We start from the raw sequence: 22,878 nt of genomic DNA on the forward strand, positions 1-22,878 counted from the left end.
CGGCTCAGCACTCCCACTCGGAACGGCTGAACAGGTAACCCTTGCCCCACACGGTCTTGATCTTGCGCGCCTCGCCGGCGTGGTCGTCGAACTTGCGTCGCAGCTTGGAAATCGCCACGTCCACCGAACGGTCGGTGCCATTGAATTCGATGCCGCGCAAGCGTTGCAGGATCTGGTCGCGGCTCAACACCTCTCCGGCATGCCGGGCCAGCACCACCAGCAGGTTGTACTCGCCGCTGGACAATTCCACCAATTGCTCGCGCCAGGTGACGGTACGCTCGGACAAGTCGATGCACAGGTTGCCCATCAGAATGCGGTCGTTGGCAGTCTGCGGCTCGCTGAGGCTGCTGCGGCGCAACAAGGTCCGCACCCGGGCCAGCAGCACCCGCGGCTCGCAGGGTTTGGTGACATAGTCGTCGGCCCCCATTTCCAGGCCCAGGACCTGGTCGTGGCTGTCGTCGCGGGCGGTGAGCATCAGGATCGGCAGGGTCGCCGAATCGGCGCGCAGCAGGCGACAGACTTGCAAGCCGTCGAGGCCGGGCAGCATCAGGTCGAGGATCACCAGGTCCGGCGGATTGAGCCGCGCACGTTCGCGCACGTGGTCACCGCGACCGATCACGCTGACGGAATAACCGTTGCGTTCCAGGTAACTGGCAATCAGTTCGGCGAGGGCGGTGTCGTCTTCGACCAGGAGGATGTTGGGCATGGGGTGTTTCCAGAAAGAGCCGTGGCGCCAGATATGCCGCCATCGCGAGCAAGCTCGCTCCCACAGTGGTCGGTGGTGTTCACAACATTCGTGTTCACATCAAATTCCGGTGGGAGCGAGCTTGCTCGCGATGGCAATCTATCTGGCGCAATAGAAATCAAGGACTGCAGGATATACGCCCTCACGCACACCTGAGTAAAACCCTTACACAATTTCACACAGCACCAACAAAGCTTCACCGCTACCCTCGCCTTCGCCCAGTAGGATGCTGGGGGTCTTTATTGGGGTATTACATGTCGAAGAATCTGCTTGCCAGGCTCAGCCTGATTGCACTGGCGTTGACACTGGGCGCGTGTGACAAGTCCTCGAATGCCGAGGAACAGGCGCCGCTGGCCACAGTTCGCATCGAGACCATCGAAGCGCGGCCACTGACCATCAGCAGTGAACTGAGCGGGCGGATTGCCGCACCGCGCATGGCCGAAGTGCGTGCCCGGGTGGCTGGCGTAGTCTTGCAGCGCACCTTCCGTGAAGGCAGTGACGTGAAACAGGGCGAAGTGTTGTTCCGCATCGACCCGGCGCCGTTCAAGGCTGACCTGGACAGCGCCGAAGCCGCGTTGCGCAAGGCTGAAGCCAACGCGTTCCAGGCCAGATTGCAGGAACAGCGCTACGCCCGGTTGATCGACGACAAGGCCATCAGCGGCCAGGACTACGACAACGCCCGGGCCAACGCCAGGCAGACCGCTGCCGACGTCGCCGGCAACAAGGCGGCGGTGGAACGCGCCCGGTTGAACCTCGGTTACGCCACGGTCACCGCGCCGATTTCCGGGCGTATCGGTCGCGCACTGGTCACCGAAGGCGCACTGGTCGGACAAAACGAAACCACGCCCCTGGCGCTGATTCAGCAACTGAACCCGATTCATGCCGACCTGACCCAGTCCACCCGCGAACTCAACGAACTGCGCCGCGCCTTCCGCTCAGGTCAGTTGCAGCAGGTCGGCCAGGACCAGGCCAAGGCCACGTTGATTCAGGATGACGGCAGCCTCTACCCGCTGCCGGGCAAAATGCTGTTCAGCGATATCACCGTCGACCCGGGCACCGGCCAGATCATCCTGCGCAGCGAGTTCCCCAACCCCGACCTCGACTTGCTGCCCGGCAGTTTCGTGCGCGTACGCCTGGAACAAGCGATCAACCAGCAGGGCATCAGCGTGCCGCAACGGGCCATCCAGCGCGACAGCGCCGGCATCGCCCAGGTGCTGCTGCTCGACGCCGAACAGCGGGTCGGGCAGCGACCGGTCGAACTGGGTGCCGTGCAGAACGATCGCTGGATCGTCACCGGCGGCCTGAAGGCAGGCGACCGCATCGTCATCGAAGGGCTGCAGCACGCCCGCCCCGGCGAGAAAGTGCAGATCGACGACACCCCTCTTCCACTTGCCCAGGCGACTGGTCAGTAAGCAGGACGCTTTTTTATGCCGCAGTTCTTTATCGACCGCCCGGTGTTCGCCTGGGTGGTTGCCCTGTTCATCCTGCTGGCCGGTGCGCTGGCCATTCCGCAATTACCGGTGGCGCAATACCCCGATGTTGCACCGCCACAAATCGAAATCTACGCCGTGTACCCCGGCGCTTCGGCGCAAACCGTGGACGAGAGCGTGGTCAGCCTGATCGAGGAAGAGCTCAACGGCACCGATCACCTGTTGTATTTCGAATCCCAGAGCAGCCTGGGCAGCGCCACCATCAAGGCCACCTTCCAGCCGGGCACTAACCCGGAACTGGCTCAGGTGGATGTGCAGAACCGCCTGAAAGCCGTGGAGTCTCGCCTGCCACAAGCGGTCATCCAGCAAGGTTTGCAGGTGGAGAAAGTCTCCTCCGGCTTCCTGCTGCTGATCACCCTGACCTCCAGCGACGGCAAGCTCGACGACGTGGCGCTCAGCGATTACCTGGCGCGCAACGTGATGAACGAGGTCAAGCGTCTGGACGGCGTCGGCAAGGCGCAACTGTACGGCGCCGAACGGGCGATGCGGATCTGGATCGACCCGCAGAAGCTGCTCGCCTTCAACCTGACGCCGGCGGACGTCAACACCGCCATCGTCGCGCAAAACGCCCAGGTGTCGGCCGGCAGCATCGGTGACCTGCCAACCCGCACCACCCAGGAAATCACCGCGACCATTCTGGTCAAGGGCCAGTTGTCGACCCCCGAAGAGTTTGCCGACATCGTCCTCAAGGCCAACCCGGACGGCTCGACCGTGCGCATCAGCGATGTGGCGCGGGTCGAGATCGGTAGCCAGGAATACCAGTTTTCCACGCGCCTGAACGGCAAACCGTCCACCGCCGTCGCCGTGCAACTGTCGCCCGGCGCCAACGCCCTGAACACCGCAACCCTGGTGCGGGCGAAGATGGACGAACTCAAGCGCTATTTCCCGGCGAACGTCGAGTACTCGATACCGTACGACACCTCACCCTTCGTCAAGGTCTCGATCACCAAAGTGGTCTATACCCTCTTCGAGGCGATGCTGCTGGTGTTCGCGGTAATGTTCCTGTTCCTGCAGAACATCCGCTACACGCTGATTCCGACGCTGGTGGTGCCGGTGGCGCTGATGGGCACCTTTGCGACAATGCTGGCGCTGGGGTTTTCGATCAACGTGCTGACCATGTTCGGCATGGTGCTGGCCATCGGCATTCTGGTGGACGACGCCATCGTGGTGGTGGAAAACGTCGAGCGCATCATGGCCACCGAGGGCTTGTCGCCCAAGGAAGCCACGCGCAAGGCCATGCAGCAGATCACCGGGGCCATCATCGGCATCACTCTGGTGCTGGTCGCTGTGTTCATTCCGATGGCGTTCATGCAGGGTTCGGTCGGGGTGATTTACCAGCAGTTCTCGCTGTCGATGGCCACCTCGATCCTGTTCTCGGCCTTCCTCGCCCTGACCTTGACCCCGGCCCTGTGCGCGACACTGCTCAAGCCGATTGCCAAAGGCGAGCACCACGAAAAGACCGGGTTCTTCGGCTGGTTCAACCGTCGCTTCGAACAACTGACGGAGCGCTATCAGGGCTGGGTCGCCTATGCGTTGAAACGTACCGGGCGCTACCTGCTGATCTACGGCGTGCTGCTGATCGGCCTGGGCTTGGCCTTCAGTCGCTTGCCCTCCTCGTTCCTGCCGGTGGAAGACCAGGGTTACACCATCACCGACATCCAGTTGCCACCGGGTGCGAGCAAGAATCGCACGGTGCAGGTGGCCGAGCAGGTTGAAGCGCACAACGCCGGGGAACCGGGCATTCGGGACAGCGTGGTGATTCTCGGATTCAGCTTCTCTGGCAGCGGGCAGAATGCGGCGCTGGCGTTCAGCACGCTCAAAGACTGGTCCGAGCGAGGCAGCGACGACTCGGCGGCTTCGATTGCCGACCGGGCCAACGTCGCCCTCAGCCAGATCAAGGACGCGGTGACGTTTGCCGTACTGCCGCCGCCCGTGGATGGCCTGGGTACGTCCAGCGGATTCGAGTTCCGCCTGCAGGATCGCGGGGGTCTCGGCCATGAGAAGTTGATGCAAGCGCGCACCGAGTTACTCGCGGCAGCCGAAAAAAGCCCGATCCTGATGAACGTGCGCGAAAGTGCCCTGGCCGAGGCACCGCAGGTGCAACTGGTCGTCGACCGCAAGCAGGCCAACGCACTGGGGGTGTCATTTGCCGACGTCGGCAATGTGCTGTCCACGGCCGTGGGCTCAGCCTACATCAACGACTTCCCCAATCAGGGGCGGATGCAGCGCGTCGTGGTGCAGGCCGAGGGCGACCAGCGCAGTCAGGTGGAAGACCTGCTGAAGATTCACGTGCGCAACACCCACGAAAAAATGGTGCCTTTGTCAGCCTTCGTACAGGCCAGGTGGACTCAGGGCCCAGCGCAGTTGACCCGCTACAACGGCTACCCGGCGATCAGTATTTCCGGTGAACCGACCCCGGGGCACAGCACCGGCGAGGCCATGGCCGAGATCGAGCGGCTGGTGGCGCAAGGCCCGGCGGGCCTGGGCCAGGAATGGACCGGGTTGTCGTTGCAGGAACGGTTGTCCGGCAGCCAGGCGCCGATCCTGCTGGGGCTGTCGCTGTTGATCGTGTTCCTGTGCCTGGCGGCGTTGTACGAGAGCTGGTCCATCCCCACCTCGGTGCTGCTGGTGGTGCCGCTGGGCGTACTCGGCGCGGTGCTGGCCGTGACCTTGCGCGGGATGCCCAACGACGTGTTCTTCAAGGTCGGGCTGATCACCATCATCGGCCTGTCGGCGAAGAACGCGATCCTGATCATCGAGTTCGCCAAAAGCCTGTACGACGACGGCCACGACCTCATCGACGCGACCCTGCAAGCGGCACGCCTGCGGTTGCGGCCGATTGTCATGACCTCCCTGGCGTTCATCCTTGGCGTAGTGCCTCTGGCGATCGCCACCGGCGCCAGTTCAGCGAGCCAGCAGGCCATCGGCACCGGGGTGATCGGCGGGATGATCACCGCGACGCTGGCCGTGGTGTTCGTGCCGGTGTTTTTTGTGGTGGTGATGAAGCTGGTGCGCAAGCGCCATAAAAACATCTAACCAACACCACCGATTACCTGTGGGAGCGAGCTTGCTCGCGATGAGGCCGTCACATTCAACATCCATGTTGACTGTTACACCGCTATCGCGAGCAAGCTCGCTCCCACAGGGGATCCCGGTGATTTCAAGATTGTGCTTACCTGGGCTAAGGTGTTTGCAATACTCCGACCCATCGAGCGCTCATGCCCTACCTCAGCCACACCCACCCTCGCCTGTCCGCCGCCACGACGCTCGGTATCGCGGCGGGTATCCTGGTTCCGGCCGATTCGGTCATCGGCAAAATCCTCATCGGCTGGAATGCCGGGGTCTGGACTTACCTGATCCTGATGTCCTGGCTCGTCGTGCGTTCGAAAGCGACTGATGTGAAACGCATTGCCGAAATCGAGGACGAGAACGCCGGGCTGGTGCTGTTCGTGGTGTGCGTTGCGGCAATTGCCAGCCTGGCAGCCATCACCCTCGAACTGGCCGGCGGCAAAGACCTGGAAACCACCCGCAAACTGCTGCACTACGGCTTCACCGCGCTGACGGTGATCGGTTCATGGCTGCTGATCGGGGTGATTTTCAGCGTGCATTACGCGAGGCTGTTCTACACCTGGGAAGGCAAGGAGCCGGCGTTGCGTTTTGCTGAAGGCCTGACAACGCCCAACTATTGGGACTTCCTGTACTTCTCGTTCACCGTCGGCGTGGCGGTGCAGACCTCGGATGTCGGCGTGGCCACTCGTGACTTGCGCAAGATCGTGCTGGCGCAGTCGTTGATAGGTTTCCTGTTCAACACGGCCATTCTCGGGTTTTCGATTAATATTGCCGCCGGGCTGTTCAACTGAACGCTGCACAAACGTTCTAGTCACCACCCTCGGCGCGGCGTTAAATGGGTCGGTAAATCTGCCGTGCAGGTGCAGCATGACTTCTCACAACTGGCTCGATCTGGCCCAGGACGCCGATACCGGCATCGAGACCCTGCGTGCGCATTTCGAGGGCCATGCCTACGACCCGCACTGGCATGACAGCTATCTGGTGGGTGTCACCGAGCAAGGGGTGCAGCAATTCAATTGTCGACGAGCCAGACACCAAAGCACGCCGGGGAAGGTGTTTTTGCTAGAACCGGGCGACATCCACGACGGTGAGGCGCCGACCGCGGATGGTTTTACCTATCGCATGCTGTACCTCGACCCACAGTGGTTGCAGCGTGAGTTAGGCGCGGTGTTTGACAACGCGCCGGACAACAACGAGTTGAGTTTCGCCAACACCCTGGCCAGCGATTCGCGCCTGACCCACGCCACCAGCCTTGCGTTTGAAACGCTGCACGGTGGTGAAATGAAGATCGTTCGCCAGACCGCGCTCGATGGCTTGCTCGAACGCCTCACCAGCCATCTGCACTGGCGCACTCGCTATGGCGAAGATCCGCGCCTGCCCCTGGTTGCGCAAAAGGCCCGGGACTATCTGCACGCCAACGCACAATACGACATCGGCCTCGACCAACTGGCCGCCGTCACCGGTGTCGACCGCTTTCGCCTGACCCGTGCGTTCAAGGCCGCCTACGGCATCGCACCTCACGCGTATCTGGTGCAGTTGCGCCTGGTCACCGCGCGTCGATTGCTGGCCCGTGGTGAGCAACCTGCAACCGTGGCCATGACATTGGGCTTTGCCGATCAGAGTCACCTGGGTCGCTGGTTCGTGCGCGCCTACGGTCTTACACCAGCGCTGTACCGCAAGCGTTGCTCAAATCTTCCAGACAGATAAGCGCCGGCTTGTGAAGATCGACTTCAATGATCTTCACCGGAGTTTGCCTGCGATGCTGTCCTCTTTTCCGACGTTTCTGCCCTTTCTGCTGTTCGCCTTTGTGGCCTCGATCACCCCCGGCCCGACCAATATTCTGGTGCTGAGCAACAGTGCCCGATTCGGCTTGATGGCTGCAGTTCCGATCATTCTTGGCGCCTGTGCCAGTGCTGCGATATTGGTGTTGTTGGTGGGCACCGGTGCCGGGACTTCGCTGATCCAATGGCCTGCGCTGCAAACGCTGATGCAGTGGGCCGGCGTGGCATGGCTGAGTTATCTGGCCTGGCAAATCTTCCGCGCCCCGGCTGTCGCCATTGCCGCCGAAAATGCCGAGAAGCGCCTCGGCTTGCTGGGCGCGGCGAGCCTGCAATGGATCAACCCGAAAACCTGGATGATGGCGCTGGCGGTGGTCAGCGTGTTTGCCGGGGTGGGTGAAGACCGGTTTGTGCATGTGATGTATTTGTCGTTGGCGTTTTTCCTGGTCTCGCTGCCGTGTCTTGGTGCTTGGGCAGTGCTCGGCGCCGGCTCCAGTCGCTGGCTGCGTTCACCTCGTGCGATGCAGCGCTTCAACCGCTGCATGGGCCTGTTGTTGCTGGGTTCGGCGTGGTTGAGCGTGCTCGCCTGAGTTCCATTGGTCGTTTTTTGTCGGACTGTGATTCATCGAACACTTGACGACGGCTTCATTTCTGGTGTCTTCTGAAACCGGTTTCAGCGCCATGCGCTCTACCTTATAAATCCAATAAGAAGGTTTCAGACCGTGAACGATTTCTCCGCCGCCCAGCGCAGCCGCGTGACCATGCTCGACGTGGCCGAACACGCCAAGGTCTCCAAGGCCAGCGTTTCGCGGTTCATCGGCGAAGACCGCGCCCTGCTCTCCGATGCCATTGCCCAGCGCATCGAACAGTCCATTGCCGAACTGGGTTATCGCCCGAACCAGATGGCCCGTGGCCTGAAACGCGGGCGCACCCGCCTGATCGGCATGCTGGTGGCCGATATCCGTAACCCATATTCGATTGCCGTGATGCACGGGGTGGAAACCGCCTGCCGTCAACACGGCTACAGCCTGGTGGTGTGCAACACCGATCGCGACGACGAGCAGGAACGCCAGCACCTGGCCCTGCTGCGCTCGTACAACATCGAAGGCCTGATCGTGAACACCCTCGGCCATCACCGTGACGAGTTGCATGAACTGCACCGGGAAATGCCTCTGGTGCTGGTGGACCGCAAGGTCGAGCATCTTGAGAGCGACATGGTCGGCCTGGATAACCCGGCGGCTGTCGAGATGGCCCTTGCCCACCTTGAAGAACGCGGCTATCGCGACGTGCTGTTGGTGACAGAGCCGTTTGACGGCACCAGTTCGCGGATCGAGCGGGTCAGCAGTTTCAAGACACAGATCGCCCAACGCCCGGCCCTGCGCGGCACGATGATCGAGACCGGCAGCGAACTGGCCGCGCACCTGAAAAATTTCCTCGCCACTCCAGGCCCCGGTCCGAAAGCGCTGTTTTGCGCGAACGGGATCGCGGCGCTGGCCAGCACCCATGCCTTGCGTGAGCTCAAGTGCAATTTGTTTGAAGACGTGGGGCTGATAGCCCTCGACGATCTGGATTGGTACCCGTTGGTGGGCAGTGGCATCACCGCTTTGGCCCAGCCGACCACCGAGATTGGCGCGAGTGCGTTCGAGTGTTTGCTCAAGCGGTTGCGGGGGGATGACGGGGCGTTGCGGACGCTGGATTTTTCGCCGCAGCTGGTTGTGCGGGGGTCGACCCTTGGCGCTTTCAGATGACTGGACTGGCCCCATCGCGAGCAAGCTCGCTCCCACAGGAATCACAACATTGATGTACGACACAAAACACTGTGGGAGCGGGCTTGCCCGCGATGAGGCCCGAAAGAACAACACGTCACTCACTAATATTTTTTTGAACAAAAATGAAACCGGTTTCAGAGGTAGAAAAACAATGAATAAACCAGCCGTTTCCATCAGCCTCTCCAGCTACGGCGCCGATCTGGTGCGCCAGCGCGGCCAGGGCAGTTTCATCGCAGTACTGGCCGCCGCCGGTGCCACGCGCATCGAATGGCGCGAAGAGCTGCTGACCTTTGAGAACCCCGAGCACCTGGCCGACGCGACTCAGGCCGAGGGCCTGGAAAGCGTGTACTCATCACCGATGGAACTGTGGCTGGCCGGTCAATCCAGACCCAATCCCGAATTGCTGACAGCACTGCAACGCGCCCAAATGTTCGGCGCCAAATGGCTGAAAGTATCGTTGGGTTACTTCACCGACAACAGCGACCTGCAACGCCTCGCCCGCATGCTCGGCGAAAGTGCGGTGCAATTGCTGGTGGAGAACGACCAGACCCTGCACGGTGGCCGCATCGAACCGTTCCAGCGTTTCTTCAATGAAGTCGAGCAACACAACCTGCCGATCAAAATGACCTTCGATATCGGCAACTGGCAGTGGCAGGATCAGTCCCCCGCCAGCGCCGCGCGGTTGCTCGGTCGGCACGTCGGTTATGTGCACTGTAAAGCGGTGACGCGACGTGCCGACGGCAAACTGGTTGCCATCCCACCCGCCGCCAGCGACTTGCAACAGTGGGAACACCTGCTGCGGCACATGGACCAAGGCGTTATGCGAGCCGCGGAATATCCGCTGCAAGGCGAAGACCTGGTGCAGCTGACAACCGAGCATGTCGCCGCCCTCGCCCACCTCGGCCAATCGTCGCTGGAGAATGCTCATGTCTGAGATCGATATCCTCTCGTTCGGCGAAACCATGGCGATGTTCGTTGCCGAGCAGACCGGCGACCTGGCCAGCGTCAGCGCGTTCCACAAACGCATTGCCGGTGCCGACAGCAACGTTGCCATTGGCCTGTCGCGCCTGGGTTTCAACGTGGCATGGCTGAGCCGCGTCGGCGCCGATTCCCTGGGCCGATTCGTGATCGACAGCCTGGAAAAGGAAGGCCTGGATTGCCGCCACGTCGACATCGACCCCGCGCACCCCACCGGTTTCCAACTCAAGTCGCGCACCGACGATGGCAGCGATCCTGTCGTCGAGTACTTTCGCCGTGGCTCGGCGGCCAGTCACTTGTCGTCACATTCGATCGTGCCCGACTTGCTCAAGGCCCGGCATCTGCACGCCACCGGCATTCCTGCGGCGTTGTCGGAAACGGCGCGGCAGATGTCCTTCGAATTGATGACCCGCATGCGCGATGCCGGGCGCAGCGTGTCGTTCGACCCCAACCTGCGCCCAAGCCTGTGGGCCAGCGAGCGACTGATGATCACCGAGATCAACCGCCTCGCCGCCCTCGCTCATTGGGTGTTGCCAGGGCTGAGCGAAGGTCGCCTGCTCACCGGCTTCGAAGACCCGGCCGACATCGCCGCGTTCTATCTCGACCAGGGCGCCGAAGCCGTGGCAATCAAGCTCGGCCCCCACGGTGCTTATTACCGCACGCATCTTGATCAAGGTTTCGTCGCTGGTGTGCCGGTGCAAACGGTGGTCGACACCGTGGGTGCCGGCGATGGATTTGCCGTCGGCATGATCAGCGCACTTCTGGAAAACCACAGCTTTGCCGACGCCGTGCGGCGGGCCAACTGGATTGGCAGCCGTGCGGTGCAGAGTCGGGGGGATATGGAGGGGTTGCCGACCCGATCCGAAATGGTCAGCGAATTTGAGGCCGCCATCGCGAGCAGGCTCGCTCCCACACCGGATCGTATTCCAATGTAATTCCCCTGTGGGAGCGAGCCTGCTCGCGATGAGGCCAATACAGGCACTGAAGAACAAACCGTTACCTGCTGCGACAAAAACAACAAGCTCAGGAGCATCACCCATGAAAACCGCAACGCTCGCCACCCGCCGCTGGTGGTACATCATGCCCATCGTGTTCATCACCTACAGCCTGGCGTACCTCGATCGCGCCAACTACGGTTTTGCCGCCGCCTCCGGGATGGCCGCCGACCTGATGATCACGCCGGGCCTGTCGTCGATGCTCGGCGCGCTGTTCTTCCTCGGTTACTTTTTCTTCCAGGTGCCAGGGGCGATCTACGCCCAGAAACACAGCGTGAAGAAACTGATTTTCGTCAGCCTGATCCTCTGGGGCAGCCTGGCGACGTTGACCGGGATCGTCTCCAACGCCTACTGGCTGATCGTCATCCGTTTCATGCTGGGCGTGGTTGAAGCCGCGGTGATGCCGGCGATGCTGATCTACCTGTGCCACTGGTTCACCCGTGCCGAACGCTCACGGGCCAACACCTTCCTGATCCTCGGCAACCCGGTGACCATGCTGTGGATGTCGGTGGTCTCGGGGTATCTGGTGCAGCATTACAGCTGGCGCTGGATGTTCATTGTCGAAGGTTTGCCGGCAGTGCTCTGGGCCTTCATCTGGTGGCGTCTGGCTGATGATCGTCCGTCCCAGGCCAAGTGGCTCAACGATCAGGAAAAACAGGATCTGGAAAGCGCACTGGCGGCCGAACAGGTCGGCATCAAAGCGGTGAAAAACTACGCCGAAGCGTTTCGCTCACCCAAAGTGATCATCCTCGCGCTGCAGTTTTTCTGCTGGAGCATTGGTGTCTACGGTTTCGTATTGTGGCTGCCGTCGATCCTCAAGGCCGGCGCGCAGATGGACATGGTCGAGGCCGGCTGGCTGTCGGCGCTGCCTTATCTGGCGGCGGTGATCGGCATGCTGCTGGTGTCCTGGGGTTCGGACAAACTGCAAAAGCGCAAACGCTTCGTCTGGCCGCCGCTGCTGATTGCCTCGATTGCTTTCTACGGTTCCTACGCGCTGGGCGCCGAACACTTCTGGTGGTCGTACACCCTGCTGGTGATTGCCGGTGCGTGCATGTATGCGCCGTACGGTCCGTTCTTCGCGATCATCCCGGAAATCCTACCGGCCAACGTCGCGGGCGGTGCCATGGCGCTGATCAACAGCATGGGCGCGCTCGGTTCGTTTGGCGGCTCTTATCTGGTCGGTTACCTGAACAGCTCCACCGGTTCGCCCGGCGCATCCTATCTGTTGATGAGCGGTGCGCTGATGCTTTCGGTGGTGCTCACGGTGTTCCTCAAGCCCGGCGCCAGCGAGCGGGAGCGGCCCACGGTAGCGCGCCCCCTCACGGCTCATTCCTGAATTGAAGTTGAGATCACGAAGATGAAAAAGCAGGTCGTCCTGTACAAGAAACTCTCGCCGCTGCTCATGGCTCGCCTGCACGAGCACACCGATGTGACGCTGATCGACAGCCTCGATGCCGAAGGTCTCGGCAAACTGCGCGACGCCCTGCCCCGTGCCCACGGGCTGCTCGGTGCCAGCCTGAAACTCGATGCCGAACTGCTGGACCTGGCGCCCAACCTTGAAGCCATCGCCAGCGTTTCGGTGGGCGTCGACAACTACGACATCGATTACCTTACCGAGCGGCGCATCCTGCTCAGCAACACGCCGGACGTGCTCACCGAAACCACCGCCGACACCGGTTTCGCACTGATCCTGGCCACTGCGCGGCGCGTGGTGGAACTGGCGAACATGGTTCGCGACGGCCAGTGGACCCGCAACATCGGCCCCGCACATTTCGGCAGTGACGTACACGGCAAGACCCTGGGCATCATTGGCATGGGCCGCATCGGCGAGGCCCTGGCCCAGCGCGGGCATTTCGGCTTCGGCATGCCGGTGATCTATCACAGTAACTCGCCGAAACCGGCGGTCGAACAACGGTTCAACGCGCAATACCGCAGCCTGCCCGAACTGTTGCAGCAAGCGGATTTCATTTGCCTGACCTTGCCGCTGACGGCCGAAACCGAAGGGTTGATCGGTGCCGGGGAATTTGCACTGATGCGCCCGGAAAGCATCTTCATCAACATTTCTCGAGGAAAAGTCGTGCATGAAGCGGCGTTGGTCGAGGCGTTGCGCAGTGGGCAGATTCGCGCGGCGGGGCTGGATGTGTTTGAGCGCGAACCGTTGAACCTTGATTCGCCGTTATTGCAATTGAACAACGTGGTGGCGACGCCGCACATGGGCTCGGCGACTCATGAAACACGGGAGGCCATGGCCCGCTGTGCCGTGGACAACCTGTTGGCGGCGCTGGCGGGTGAGCGGCCGGAGAATCTGGTGAACATACAGGTGTGGAAAGCCTGAGAGATTTGTTGCCTGTAAGTAACCCTCGCGAGCAGGTTCGCTCCCACAGGAGATCTGTGAGCGCCGCAGATCAAATGTGGGAACGAGACTGCTCGCGATGAGGCCAGAAAAGGCAATGCAAATCCGTCAGGCCCACCGCGCCATCAGCTATTCCTCGAGTTCCCGCTAATCCACCACCAACCCGAACGAATATGCGCCATCGCGCTCGCCCCAAACGCTTCACCGACCAGTACCGACAAGCAATAACCTACTAGCAAATGCTCCGCGAAGTGCTGGGCAGACAACCCGATCTGAAGCACATCGGCCATCACGAACATACCACCAACTGGCTGAATCGCCCGGATACCCGGATAATGGTTCAAGCTCGCACACGCCAGATCACGGCGCTGGCGATACTCTTCGCGCATCAACGGCACTTCCGGCAGATTTTCATCCAGGTCCATCTACGCATCGTTCTGAGTGAAATCCGGAATACCGAACAGCATGAAAACGACATTCACCAGATGCTCGGATAAAAGTTTCGGTCCGATCACCCATCCCACTCGCCAACCGCTCATGGTGTGGGATTTCGAAAGGTTATTGATCGTCACCATACGCTCGGCCATTCCCGGCAAACTCGCCGGGCTGCTGGACCTCATATAGCAAGTCGCTGTAGACGTCGTCGCTGATTAGCCACAGGTCATGACGAATTCACAGCGACGCCAGTCCCAGCCAGACCTTCAGCGGAAAATTGGCGCCGAAAGCATTGTTCGGACTTTTGAGCAAAATGGCACTGATCTGGGGGGTAACCAGTGCCACCACGTCCACCGAGGCAACCTGAAAGCTGTTCTCCAGACGTTCCGCCACCGGCACCACTTTCGCTCCGCAAGTGCCGATCACTTCATCACCCAGATCGAGCAGGGCTTGCACCAGCATTTACAGCGCGCACTGCACCCTCGGGAAGGCAAGGCAACCCGATTGTCGTCCACGGAAAACACCAAACTACGAAACGCCCACTGAATGATTTACCCACCTCTTGCATCGACCAGGCAGACTCTCAAAGTGCAAATACACCCTGGTATCTAGGCTGCGGCAATCAACCTGAGGCCATTTGCCTAAGGAAGGTAGGATCGTTCAATGGGCGTTTTTTTCAGTCGATGTTGAGATTCTTCAGTCGAACCAATCCCTGTTTTATATGGCCCGCGTTATCACCAATCGCCTCCAATGCTCCTCGAACATTCCCTCCGATCTCAGCTGAGCCCCGCTGCTCTACCCAGACTGTCAGCTCCATCAAAGCCGCCTCTAAGGCCAACTGGTTGTGGTAAATTCTTTCAAGAACTTCCAATAATGAATAGTCTTTCGCCATAATTTCGACTCCTTCGAAAAATTCAAACATAGCAGCAGCGCTTGCTTGAGTAGCCAACAGAATGGGGACGCCCCAGCGGCCGTGTTTTACAAGAGCGCCTATTCAGTACCTTTCTTTTCATTGCGCGTGGTTTGCTAGTAAACCGCACGGTCTGATCCTTTCAGGAGGTATAGGCCTCCATAGCTCGCTGGTGTTGTGCTTCGCCAAGTACCAGACACAGGAAAAAACTAGCCGCCGAGGTCCGACCGTTCAATGAAAACTCAACCTCGCATCGCAGGCTGGTTACTGTCACTCAGACATTAGCCAGCCAGTGGATTAGTTCTTGGCACGCCACACTACCGGCGCATGGTCACCATTTATAGCGCGCTCCCATATTGGCTCCCCACGATTGTTCGATCTTGTCGCTATTGCTGTAATCAAGGTCCAAATGCATGGAAACCTTGTCAGTCACCTCCATGGCCACGCCCGCGCCCAACTCGCCACGAGAGCCCGACAGGTCGGTACTGAAACGGTTGTCATTGACCTCGACATCGCTGTTCTTGGCAAACTCGTGTACGTACGCGGCACGCAGGTACGGCTGGACCGTTTTACCTTGCGCCCAGGTAAAATTGCGACCCACCGTGGTACCGACTTTACCCAGCAAGGAATGAACACGATCACCTTTGGCGGCCAGGCCGTTGTCCAGGTCGTAATCGGCGCCATCGATCATCACACCGGACAGTTGAGCGTAGGGCTCGACAAAGTAGTCATCCGCTAGCTTGATGTTTCGCCCAAACTCCAGCGACGCACCGATGCCGTCAGTGTCGTAATTGCCCTTGGTTTTCTTGCCGTCGCTGAGTCGAACGTCGGATTCGTTCTGGAACCGGTTGTATTTGACGACACCGTCGAAGTAATAGCCACTCTGCGTGTCCAGCCAGGTGGTATAGGCGCCCAGGTAGTAGCTGTCGACTTCACCGCTCGTGCCACGGCTCATGTCCAGGCTGGACTGGCTGTAACCGCCCAGCACACCGACCAGCCATTGCCCGTCGCCCATAGGCAGCGGCGCATCGGCACCGATCGAAATACCTTGCTGGGTTTGCTTGTAGGCCACGCCGGCGCTGTCACTCACGTTATATTTATTGCCGTAGGCACGGATCCAGCCACCGGCCTTGCCCTGATCCATGCGCACCTCGCCCATGCGGGTGCGCAACGTGCTGAGTTCACCGTACCAGACCGTCGGGGCCGCGTTGAACAACGCCATGACCGACTGTGTACCAGGGCTGATAGCCCGTGTGGCCGTGTCCAGGACCCAGTCGTTGTCGCCTTGCTTGATCAGGTCGTAGGAAAACGCCCCGAGGTCCACGGCACCACCGGCCAAGGCGAAGGTGGCGTCACCCGAGCCGATACTCACCACGGCCTTGGAACCTGCCCCTACCGGTTCAGTGCCCTGGCTGTCGAGGGCGACAAGATGGTTGCCACTGGCATTGCCAGACACGATCAGGGTATCCACCTGCCCGGTGGTGAAATCGTTGTGCATATAGAACGTTCCCCCCGTACCCGACAGGGTTTCCACGGAGAGATTGAAATACTGCCCCGGGTTGCCGAACTGGACGCCACCGCCATTGAGGGCCAGGTTGGCGACGTTGCCGTCACCGACCATCACCCACCGGGCGTCGCTGTTGACGGTCAGTTGGCGGACATTGTCGAGGCGGCCGGTCAGGGTCGATTGATTTTGCAAAGTGATATTGGCCGTCGCGCCAGAGCTCGCCACGACGTCACCCACCAGGTGGCTGTTATCGACCGTCATGTTCGCCGTCGATGTGCCATTGATCTCCAGGATTGTGCCGTTGCCACCCACCAGGGTGGAGCCGTTGTTCACTTCGATCGTGGCCAGGATGGGCGCCAGGCCGAAGTCGTCGATGACAATCGCCGAGCCGGTTTGCCCCTGCACCAGGGTGCTGTCCAGTACCAGGCGGCTGGGCATTCCGGCAGTGCTACCGGGCAAGAATAGTACCCCCTCAGCACCGCCGCGGATCGTGCTGGCCGTTGCCGAGGCGGTGCCAGTGGACAGCTGAAGCCCCGTTCCCACGGCATTGCTGCCCGTGACCACGGCGCGTGTCAGGGTCAAATCACCGAGACTGCCCACCTCCACGCCGGTCATGCCCCCCGTGATGACGCTGTCCGTCACCGAGGCCCTGGAACCCACAGGCGCGGAGGCCCGCGAACCCAATGACAGGCCGGCCCTGCTTCCGGTAACGGTACTGCCGTTGATCGTTGCGCGGCTATCGACCAACTCGACGCCGATGGTGCTGACGGCTGAGGTCACCGCCGAACCGTTGAGGGTCAAGGAGGAATTTGATTCAGCCCGGATATCGTTGGTCGTCGCACCGTTGGCGGTCAGGCTCGCCTGATTGCGCAACAGGTATTGATCGGTGGCAACGCTGCCGTCTATATCCCGCGGTTGCCCATCAATAATGGTTCTTGCCAACGAGTGCGTGCTGACAAGCAACAAGGGCAGAATTGTCATCCACTTCAGCGAGGCCGAAAGAGGATGTAAGGCAAAAATTCGTTGATCGTTCATTTAGCACCGCAGAAGTCGTTGAACTGGAGTTCGTCAGGGCTGAAGGTTTTGCCCTACGTATGGGGCGGCAAAATTACTCAACCCAACCGGATGCGTCTGTAGGATTTATCCTGCGCTTCAACAAATTCAACGACAGGCAGCGAGAAGAAGCCCTCCTCCTGCTACCTGCCGTTGAATGACTTCAAGGTCTAGGGATCTTGCAGTGGTCGTTATCCGTGCCGCTGGCTTCGAATACGGCAACGAGAATGCCGGCCGGATCCGACGACACGGGCGTGCCGCGAACCTCGATGGTGTACTTCACAATGCCCCTCCCACCACTGATGGTGGGTCTATAGGTAGGCTTCAAACATTTCTCATAGGGAACAAACCAGTCCAGACCGTTCGCTTGCTGATCGACAGTCACGGTCACCGTTTCCTTGTGGTCGGTACCGGCAATGGGCGTAGTGCCGTCGTATTCGTAGGACCGCCATTCCAGTGCGACGTCTACGCCTGCTGTCAGATAGGTTGATTGGGGGATATGTACGAAAATCCCATATTCCGTACTTCCCGCAGCCTTGAGCCTCAAGCTGTTGCAGTTGGCTATACCACCCGGAAAGTCGGACGCCGGGAACTCCGGCTCAGGCAGATCGACGATCTCGACCATCACATCGATGGTGGTTGGAAGCGACTTCTGTGGATTGGCGAAGTCGGCATGCGTCAGGGTGTAATGCAGCGGCAAGTCTTGCATCACTGGGGTGGCTTTGATGACGTCCCACGGTATGACAAATGGGATGACCTCGTTTGGCGCCTCGGTTCCCTTTACAACGTAAGCGGGCAAGACGGCAGCGCCATTGTAATAAAGCGTCAGGGTGTCACCGACTTCAGGGTTATCGAACAATTCGATAGACGCCTTGGCATCCTCGCCTATATCGCCCTCAACCAATTCGGTGCCGCTGCCCAGAGAGCTCTCGAACTCGATCAGATTAAGATCCGGATTAATCGGACCAGGGTCCACGCCCGGGCCACCCGGCTCGGGGCGAGCGAAGTCCGTATCGACGTCAATGGCGCCAGGCGAATCAAAGGGGTAGTCGCCCCTCTGTACCTTGTAGTCCACTTGGACTGTTTTCACATGGGTGGTCGAAGTGAAGTCGTACTCGCCAGCCATATGAGGCCAGGGCACGGTGATCGTTAGTGGGGCAGATGAGCGCCAACAGAAGTCCGCGCCAGATCCTTCGCCCCCCATCTCACCACGATGCCATCCTCGTTGGTAAACCCTGCATACGACGGGATATGAACCTTGGTTGGAAAAGCCGCATCGGCCCGATCGATCACGCCGTCAGCGGCCAGAGGAACTGTGCAGCGCTGCAAGGCACTGGGCAGCGTACCCAGGGCAACCTGCACCGTCGCCGGCAACGACATTTCGCCACGGTTACCAGCCTTGTCCACCAAGAAGGCCACGGCGTATTGGGTTTTCGAGCCATATCTTCGAACAACATCAGGCGACACCAACACTTTGCGGTCTGTAGCCAGAAGACCGTTATGCACGACAAACTGGGTAATGTCTTCAGTGGGCAAAGGCACTCTATCTAGCCAGGCGACAAGCACCCAGACATCGGCCCTTTTAGCCTCGATAAAATCGGGAATCACGCAAGAAACCCCGTTATCGCGCGCTAAAACGGCATCGGTGATCACGGGCTTCTCGACGATATCGATCACCGCATGCTCGGGGTCCACCCACAGCGGCCCGGTCCTGTCGATGGTCACCGGGACCTCTGGCGATTCCCTTTCAGAGTTGTCATTCCAGTTTTTTACACGATAACGAAATTGAAACTTGCCCTCATAGTCTTTGAAAATGTCTAAAGGGATCGTCCTTTCCAGAGGAAAGCGGTCATCAGGCAGAACGTCAGGCCCGGGAATATCTTCTGGAGCGCCAATACGCACCCATTCGGGTGAACTTGAAAGCTGGCACTCCAGCGTCAACACGTTGACCTGTCGCGGAACAAGAGGCCGCTCACTCCACAACGGAATGGTGAGGTTCAACCCTGCGCCAAGCTTGTCCTTGTGAATCAAACCGTCAGGGTCCCCGGCCATGGCGTCCACGATCGTAGGGGCCACTAACTCAGCGACAAAGAATTGCTCACGATAATTGTCCCGCACCTGCTCAGCCGTCAGTCTTTCAAATGAACTTGCCATGCTTGCCTCTCCAAATCCGTTTCAGTTCAGCCATGAACAGGTTCATGACCGGCAAAACTGTTCTGGCAGTCCAACGCACGGCTCAACCACTACCAAGCACCCTGTCGTTCTGCCCGGTCGCAAGACCTGGACGAATTAAGCGCCGGTTTTTTAGAACGCGATACTGTCAAAGTTGACAGGTACCCGCACTTTTTTTACACGGTTTGAACAGGTTAAAATGAGACTGGATTGGACGTTCAGCGCTCAACCCAAGGCTACAAACCTCAGGCCCGCCGCCCTTCAAGCATATTCGTCGCACACATCACGATACGTCGGCAGGCGTCCGCCAGCTTCGGCCGATCCACCACCAGACCGATGCGAATATGCCCCGCCGCACTCGGCCCGAAGGCTTCGCCGGCCAGCACCGACACGCCATAACCGTCCAGCAGCCGTTCGGCAAAATGCTGGGCGGACAACCCAGTCTGGCGCACGTCGACCATCACGAACATGCCGCCATCGGGGCGAATCGCCTGGATGCCAGGGCACAGATTCAAACTGGCGCACACCAGGTCGCGACGCTGGCGATATTCCTCTCGCATCTGCGCCACGTGCGGCAGGTTTTCATCCAGCGCCAATTGCGCGGCGTTCTGGATGAAATCCGGAATGCCAAACAGCATGCACAACGACAGATTCACCAAATGTTCACACAGCGATTGCGGCCCGATCACCCAACCCACCCGCCAGCCACTCATGGCGTGGGATTTCGACAGGCTGTTGATCGTCGCCGTGCGTTCGGCCATGCCCGGCAAACTCGCGGGGCTGATGTGCTCGCCCTCGAACAGCAACTCGCTGTACACCTCGTCGCTGATCAACCACAGGTCATGGCGAATGCACAATGCGGCCAGCGCTTTCCAGGCCGTCAGCGACAGGCTGGCGCCGGAGGGGTTGTTCGGGCTGTTGAGCAACATCGCGCGGGTGTTCGGCGTGATCAGTGCCGCGACATCGGCCGGATCGACCCGAAAGCCGTTCTGCGAGCGCACCGGCACCGGCACCACTTTCGCCCCGCAGGCTCCGAACACGCCTTCGTAGGTCACGTACATCGGCTCGGCGACGAGCACTTCGTCCCCTGGGTCGAGCAGGCATTGCGCAACCGAATACACCGCGCATTGCGCCCCGGGGAATACGATCACGTGCTGCGCATCCACGGCCTGGCCGCTGCGCCGGCGATGATGGCGGGCGATGCTGTCGCGCAGGCCTTGGCTGCCGCGCACCGCCGGGTAGTGCGTGTCGCCGGCCAGCAAACTGCCAATCGCGGCCTGGACGATGGGTTGCGGGGTGTCGAAATCCGGGTCGCCGATCGACAGCAGCAAGACATCCACGCCCTGCTCGCGCAGCGCCAGCGCTCGATCGTGAATCCGCCAGGCTGCCGCTCCGTCACCGGCGATTCGTTGGGTCAAGGCTGAGTAGCGCATGGCGTTCTCCTGTCGCGCGTGTTCCTGGCCACAACCCTATCTCAAATCGCGCAACACGGCACCTCGCGAGCGTGTGTTTAATGGTGTTTAAGGTTACTTCATTAAAGCCACAGGACCTTGCGCCGTTGCCTACGCTTGCGCCAGAATCCGCCGGCTTGTGCGCCTGGGGGGCCATCGGTAACTTGATTCGTGTCACTGCTCATCAGTGATCGGGTTTAGCAGCCCGGTGGTTTTCTAGTGAAGTGCATAGGCGCTATCAGTCAGGCATTCCCATGTCTGCACTCGATGGTAGCTGTGCGCAAGGCGCCTTCGGGCGCGCCGGTTTACTAGATCCCCGGTCTGCTAACCTGCGTACAGCTGCCTCCTCTTTCGTTTAGCAGCAAAAGGGATGGCACTCCATATAAGGATCTAGTTGATGTTCAAGGTCACACCCAACCCGCCGGACACCGATCCGGTTTCCCCGTACGAGCCCGATTCAAAAAAGCTCAACGAAGCCGCCGAACGCGCCCTCGCCTTTCACTTCCCCTCGATCGCCGACATCAAAGCCACGCCGCGTACTCCCGGCACACTGTTCACCGTGAACCCGGAAGCCACGACCGAAACCCTGATGGTTTACCTGGTGGAAACGCTGGCCTCAGTCGACGTGATGGTTCACCAGTTGGTGGATCATCTGGACGGCGGATCGCGCAATGCGCTGCTGGGGATTTCCAACAGCGTGATGCTGGCGGAGATCGCGGCGAACCGGGTGCTGGATCAGATTGATCCACCTGAGTAACGGGAACCCTGTGGGAGCGAGCTTGCTCGCGATAGCGGTATGTCAGTAAGCATTGATGTCGCTGACACACCGTCATCGCGAGCAAGCTCGCTCCCACAGGGATTGGGGTGTTCGAAAGGTCAGCGACTGGCCAGCCGCCAAACCCGCGCCACATCGGTCGCCCGCTCACGCAACAAGCGCGGCGCTTCGGCACAAGCCTGTTCCAGGGTCATCGGCCCGCTCGCCAGGGCAAACGCAGCGTCGATACCGTGCTCGTACAGTGCCTGATAGCCCTCGCCCAACGTGCCTGCGATGACAATGACCGGCACGCCGTGCTCCCGGGCGACCCGCGCCACGCCAAACGGCGTCTTGCCGCGCAGGGTTTGCGCATCGAAACGCCCTTCACCGGTGATCACCAGATCGGCGCCTGCAACGGCGTCGGCCAGCCCCACCAGTTCGGCAACCACCTCGACCCCGGCCGTGAATTGCGCACCGAGGAACGCCTTGGCGGCAAACCCCAGGCCGCCCGCCGCGCCACTGCCCGGCTCGTCGCGCACGTCGTTGTTCAAGGCTTGCGCGCAATGGTCGGCAAAGTGCCCCAGGGCGCGGTCCAGTTGCTCGACCTGCACGGGCGAGGCGCCTTTTTGCGGGCCGAAAATCGCCGAGGCACCGTGGGGGCCGCACAGCGGGTTGTTGACGTCGGCGGCGATGTCGAAGCGCACCTGGGCCAGGCGCGGATCAATTTCGCTCAGGTCGACGCGGGCCAATTGCCCAAGAGCGAGGCCGCCCGGTGACAGCGTCTGCCCCTGGGCGTCGAGCAATTTCACGCCCAAGGCCTGCATGGCACCGGCGCCGCCGTCATTGGTCGCACTGCCGCCAATCGCCAGGATCACCCGTTGCGCTCCGGCATCCAGCGCGGCGCGGATCAATTGCCCGGTGCCGAAGGTGCTGCTGATGCACGCATCCCGTTGCGCCACCGGGACCAACTGCAAACCGCTGGCCTCGGCCATTTCGATGATCGCGGTGTGGCTCTGGGGCAACCAGCCCCAGGCGGCATCCACCATGGCCCCCAGCGGCCCGCGAACCAGAGTGCGACGCTGCTGGCCTTCGCACGCGGCCAGGATCGACTCGACAGTTCCTTCCCCGCCGTCGGCCATCGGGCATTTGATCAGTTGGGCATCAGGCCAGACCTGCGCCAATCCCAATGCAATGGCATCGGCCACGCCTTGGGCGCTGAGGCTGTCCTTGAACGAATCGGGGGCGATCACGATTTTCATGGGAATTCTCCAGTTCCAATGCCCACATGCTGCCAGCCGCCATGAACAATAACGCCGGGCCGCTGCACAAGCGGTGTTGAGGATTATTGTTCATTTCCACAAAACCCGAGCGTTCACACCATCCCTTGTAGGAGCGAGCCTGCTCGCGATGGAGGGTAAC

The 22,878-nt window shown here is 60.5% G+C and carries 18 protein-coding genes and 1 pseudogene; 11 read left to right on the forward strand and 8 right to left on the reverse strand.

Annotation, left to right across the window (positions count from 1 at the left end):
* Positions 1–4: 4 nt before the first annotated feature.
* Positions 5–706: a response regulator gene (locus AC1RP7_RS24720; RefSeq protein WP_007985461.1), complete on the reverse strand. Its 702-nt coding sequence runs from the start codon at positions 704–706 to the stop codon at positions 5–7.
* A 293-nt stretch (positions 707–999) separates the two neighbouring features.
* On the opposite strand from AC1RP7_RS24720, the gene AC1RP7_RS24725 reads away from it, so the two are divergent.
* The 10 genes from AC1RP7_RS24725 (at position 1,000) to AC1RP7_RS24770 (ending at position 13,159) form a co-directional block, all read left to right on the forward strand.
* Complete coding sequence (locus AC1RP7_RS24725) at positions 1,000–2,157, forward strand: efflux RND transporter periplasmic adaptor subunit (protein WP_057714692.1); 1,158 nt, start codon at positions 1,000–1,002, stop codon at positions 2,155–2,157.
* A 15-nt stretch (positions 2,158–2,172) separates the two neighbouring features.
* Positions 2,173–5,271, forward strand: coding sequence for a multidrug efflux RND transporter permease subunit (locus AC1RP7_RS24730; RefSeq protein ID WP_218498137.1), 3,099 nt, complete (start codon positions 2,173–2,175; stop codon positions 5,269–5,271).
* A 182-nt stretch (positions 5,272–5,453) separates the two neighbouring features.
* Positions 5,454–6,095 (forward strand): DUF1345 domain-containing protein, encoded by a 642-nt coding sequence (locus AC1RP7_RS24735; RefSeq protein WP_493180966.1) that lies wholly within the window; start codon positions 5,454–5,456, stop codon positions 6,093–6,095.
* A gap of 76 nt (positions 6,096–6,171) precedes the next feature.
* A complete protein-coding gene (locus AC1RP7_RS24740; protein WP_493180967.1) occupies positions 6,172–7,011 on the forward strand; it encodes an AraC family transcriptional regulator in 840 nt (279 codons plus the stop codon).
* A 52-nt stretch (positions 7,012–7,063) separates the two neighbouring features.
* Complete coding sequence (locus AC1RP7_RS24745) at positions 7,064–7,672, forward strand: LysE family translocator (protein ID WP_493180968.1); 609 nt, start codon at positions 7,064–7,066, stop codon at positions 7,670–7,672.
* A gap of 132 nt (positions 7,673–7,804) precedes the next feature.
* Positions 7,805–8,830: a LacI family DNA-binding transcriptional regulator gene (locus AC1RP7_RS24750; protein WP_493180969.1), complete on the forward strand. Its 1,026-nt coding sequence runs from the start codon at positions 7,805–7,807 to the stop codon at positions 8,828–8,830.
* A 172-nt stretch (positions 8,831–9,002) separates the two neighbouring features.
* Positions 9,003–9,785, forward strand: a complete 783-nt coding sequence (locus AC1RP7_RS24755) for a sugar phosphate isomerase/epimerase family protein (protein WP_223502654.1) — start codon at positions 9,003–9,005, stop codon at positions 9,783–9,785.
* On the forward strand, positions 9,778–10,764 hold the full coding sequence (locus AC1RP7_RS24760; protein WP_493180970.1) for a sugar kinase: 987 nt from the start codon (positions 9,778–9,780) through the stop codon (positions 10,762–10,764). Before AC1RP7_RS24755 ends, AC1RP7_RS24760 begins: the two co-directional genes overlap by 8 nt.
* A gap of 103 nt (positions 10,765–10,867) precedes the next feature.
* The gene (locus AC1RP7_RS24765; protein WP_493180971.1) at positions 10,868–12,160 is read left to right on the forward strand and encodes an MFS transporter; all 1,293 of its coding nucleotides are present in this window, start codon (positions 10,868–10,870) and stop codon (positions 12,158–12,160) included.
* Between the two features lie 21 nt (positions 12,161–12,181).
* The gene (locus AC1RP7_RS24770; RefSeq protein ID WP_493180972.1) at positions 12,182–13,159 is read left to right on the forward strand and encodes a 2-hydroxyacid dehydrogenase; all 978 of its coding nucleotides are present in this window, start codon (positions 12,182–12,184) and stop codon (positions 13,157–13,159) included.
* 179 nt (positions 13,160–13,338) lie between these two features.
* Here the strand turns inward: AC1RP7_RS24770 and AC1RP7_RS24775 are convergent.
* The 6 genes and pseudogenes from AC1RP7_RS24775 to AC1RP7_RS24800 form a co-directional block, all read right to left on the reverse strand.
* A pseudogene (locus AC1RP7_RS24775) lies at positions 13,339–14,107 on the reverse strand (pyridoxal phosphate-dependent aminotransferase); the annotation flags it as partial.
* A gap of 181 nt (positions 14,108–14,288) precedes the next feature.
* Entirely contained in the window at positions 14,289–14,504 is a 216-nt protein-coding gene (locus AC1RP7_RS24780; RefSeq protein WP_090455434.1) for a hypothetical protein, read from the reverse strand.
* Between the two features lie 349 nt (positions 14,505–14,853).
* Positions 14,854–16,971 (reverse strand): autotransporter outer membrane beta-barrel domain-containing protein, encoded by a 2,118-nt coding sequence (locus tag AC1RP7_RS24785; RefSeq protein ID WP_493184001.1) that lies wholly within the window; start codon positions 16,969–16,971, stop codon positions 14,854–14,856.
* 274 nt (positions 16,972–17,245) lie between these two features.
* Positions 17,246–18,208 (reverse strand): hypothetical protein, encoded by a 963-nt coding sequence (locus AC1RP7_RS24790; protein WP_493180974.1) that lies wholly within the window; start codon positions 18,206–18,208, stop codon positions 17,246–17,248.
* Between the two features lie 23 nt (positions 18,209–18,231).
* Complete coding sequence (locus tag AC1RP7_RS24795; protein WP_493180975.1) at positions 18,232–19,236, reverse strand: hypothetical protein; 1,005 nt, start codon at positions 19,234–19,236, stop codon at positions 18,232–18,234.
* 263 nt (positions 19,237–19,499) lie between these two features.
* Positions 19,500–20,687 carry a pyridoxal phosphate-dependent aminotransferase gene (locus AC1RP7_RS24800; protein ID WP_492625305.1) on the reverse strand — a complete coding sequence of 396 codons (1,188 nt, stop codon included), beginning with the start codon at positions 20,685–20,687 and terminating at the stop codon, positions 19,500–19,502.
* Positions 20,688–21,102: 415 nt separating this feature from the next.
* Between AC1RP7_RS24800 and AC1RP7_RS24805 the strand changes: the two genes are divergently transcribed.
* A complete protein-coding gene (locus AC1RP7_RS24805) occupies positions 21,103–21,462 on the forward strand; it encodes a DUF6124 family protein (RefSeq protein ID WP_493180976.1) in 360 nt (119 codons plus the stop codon).
* Between the two features lie 119 nt (positions 21,463–21,581).
* On the opposite strand, the gene AC1RP7_RS24810 is transcribed toward AC1RP7_RS24805, so the two are convergent.
* Entirely contained in the window at positions 21,582–22,718 is a 1,137-nt protein-coding gene (locus tag AC1RP7_RS24810) for a glycerate kinase (RefSeq protein ID WP_493180977.1), read from the reverse strand.
* Positions 22,719–22,878: the final 160 nt, after the last annotated feature.

It is taken from the genome of Pseudomonas sp. GW822-FHT01E03, from assembly GCF_058802985.1.

What these genes read in the sequence shown, in the direction of transcription:
- AC1RP7_RS24720 (WP_007985461.1), bottom strand. Translation starts at nt 706, where the DNA reads ATGCCCAACATCCTCCTGGTCGAAGACGACACCGCCCTCGCCGAACTG.
- AC1RP7_RS24725 (WP_057714692.1), top strand. Translation starts at nt 1,000, where the DNA reads ATGTCGAAGAATCTGCTTGCCAGGCTCAGCCTGATTGCACTGGCGTTG.
- AC1RP7_RS24730 (WP_218498137.1), top strand. Translation starts at nt 2,173, where the DNA reads ATGCCGCAGTTCTTTATCGACCGCCCGGTGTTCGCCTGGGTGGTTGCC.
- AC1RP7_RS24735 (WP_493180966.1), top strand. Translation starts at nt 5,454, where the DNA reads ATGCCCTACCTCAGCCACACCCACCCTCGCCTGTCCGCCGCCACGACG.
- AC1RP7_RS24740 (WP_493180967.1), top strand. Translation starts at nt 6,172, where the DNA reads ATGACTTCTCACAACTGGCTCGATCTGGCCCAGGACGCCGATACCGGC.
- AC1RP7_RS24745 (WP_493180968.1), top strand. Translation starts at nt 7,064, where the DNA reads ATGCTGTCCTCTTTTCCGACGTTTCTGCCCTTTCTGCTGTTCGCCTTT.
- AC1RP7_RS24755 (WP_223502654.1), top strand. Translation starts at nt 9,003, where the DNA reads ATGAATAAACCAGCCGTTTCCATCAGCCTCTCCAGCTACGGCGCCGAT.
- AC1RP7_RS24760 (WP_493180970.1), top strand. Translation starts at nt 9,778, where the DNA reads ATGTCTGAGATCGATATCCTCTCGTTCGGCGAAACCATGGCGATGTTC.
- AC1RP7_RS24765 (WP_493180971.1), top strand. Translation starts at nt 10,868, where the DNA reads ATGAAAACCGCAACGCTCGCCACCCGCCGCTGGTGGTACATCATGCCC.
- AC1RP7_RS24770 (WP_493180972.1), top strand. Translation starts at nt 12,182, where the DNA reads ATGAAAAAGCAGGTCGTCCTGTACAAGAAACTCTCGCCGCTGCTCATG.
- AC1RP7_RS24780 (WP_090455434.1), bottom strand. Translation starts at nt 14,504, where the DNA reads ATGGCGAAAGACTATTCATTATTGGAAGTTCTTGAAAGAATTTACCAC.
- AC1RP7_RS24790 (WP_493180974.1), bottom strand. Translation starts at nt 18,208, where the DNA reads ATGGCTGGCGAGTACGACTTCACTTCGACCACCCATGTGAAAACAGTC.
- AC1RP7_RS24795 (WP_493180975.1), bottom strand. Translation starts at nt 19,236, where the DNA reads ATGGCAAGTTCATTTGAAAGACTGACGGCTGAGCAGGTGCGGGACAAT.
- AC1RP7_RS24800 (WP_492625305.1), bottom strand. Translation starts at nt 20,687, where the DNA reads ATGCGCTACTCAGCCTTGACCCAACGAATCGCCGGTGACGGAGCGGCA.
- AC1RP7_RS24805 (WP_493180976.1), top strand. Translation starts at nt 21,103, where the DNA reads ATGTTCAAGGTCACACCCAACCCGCCGGACACCGATCCGGTTTCCCCG.
- AC1RP7_RS24810 (WP_493180977.1), bottom strand. Translation starts at nt 22,718, where the DNA reads ATGAAAATCGTGATCGCCCCCGATTCGTTCAAGGACAGCCTCAGCGCC.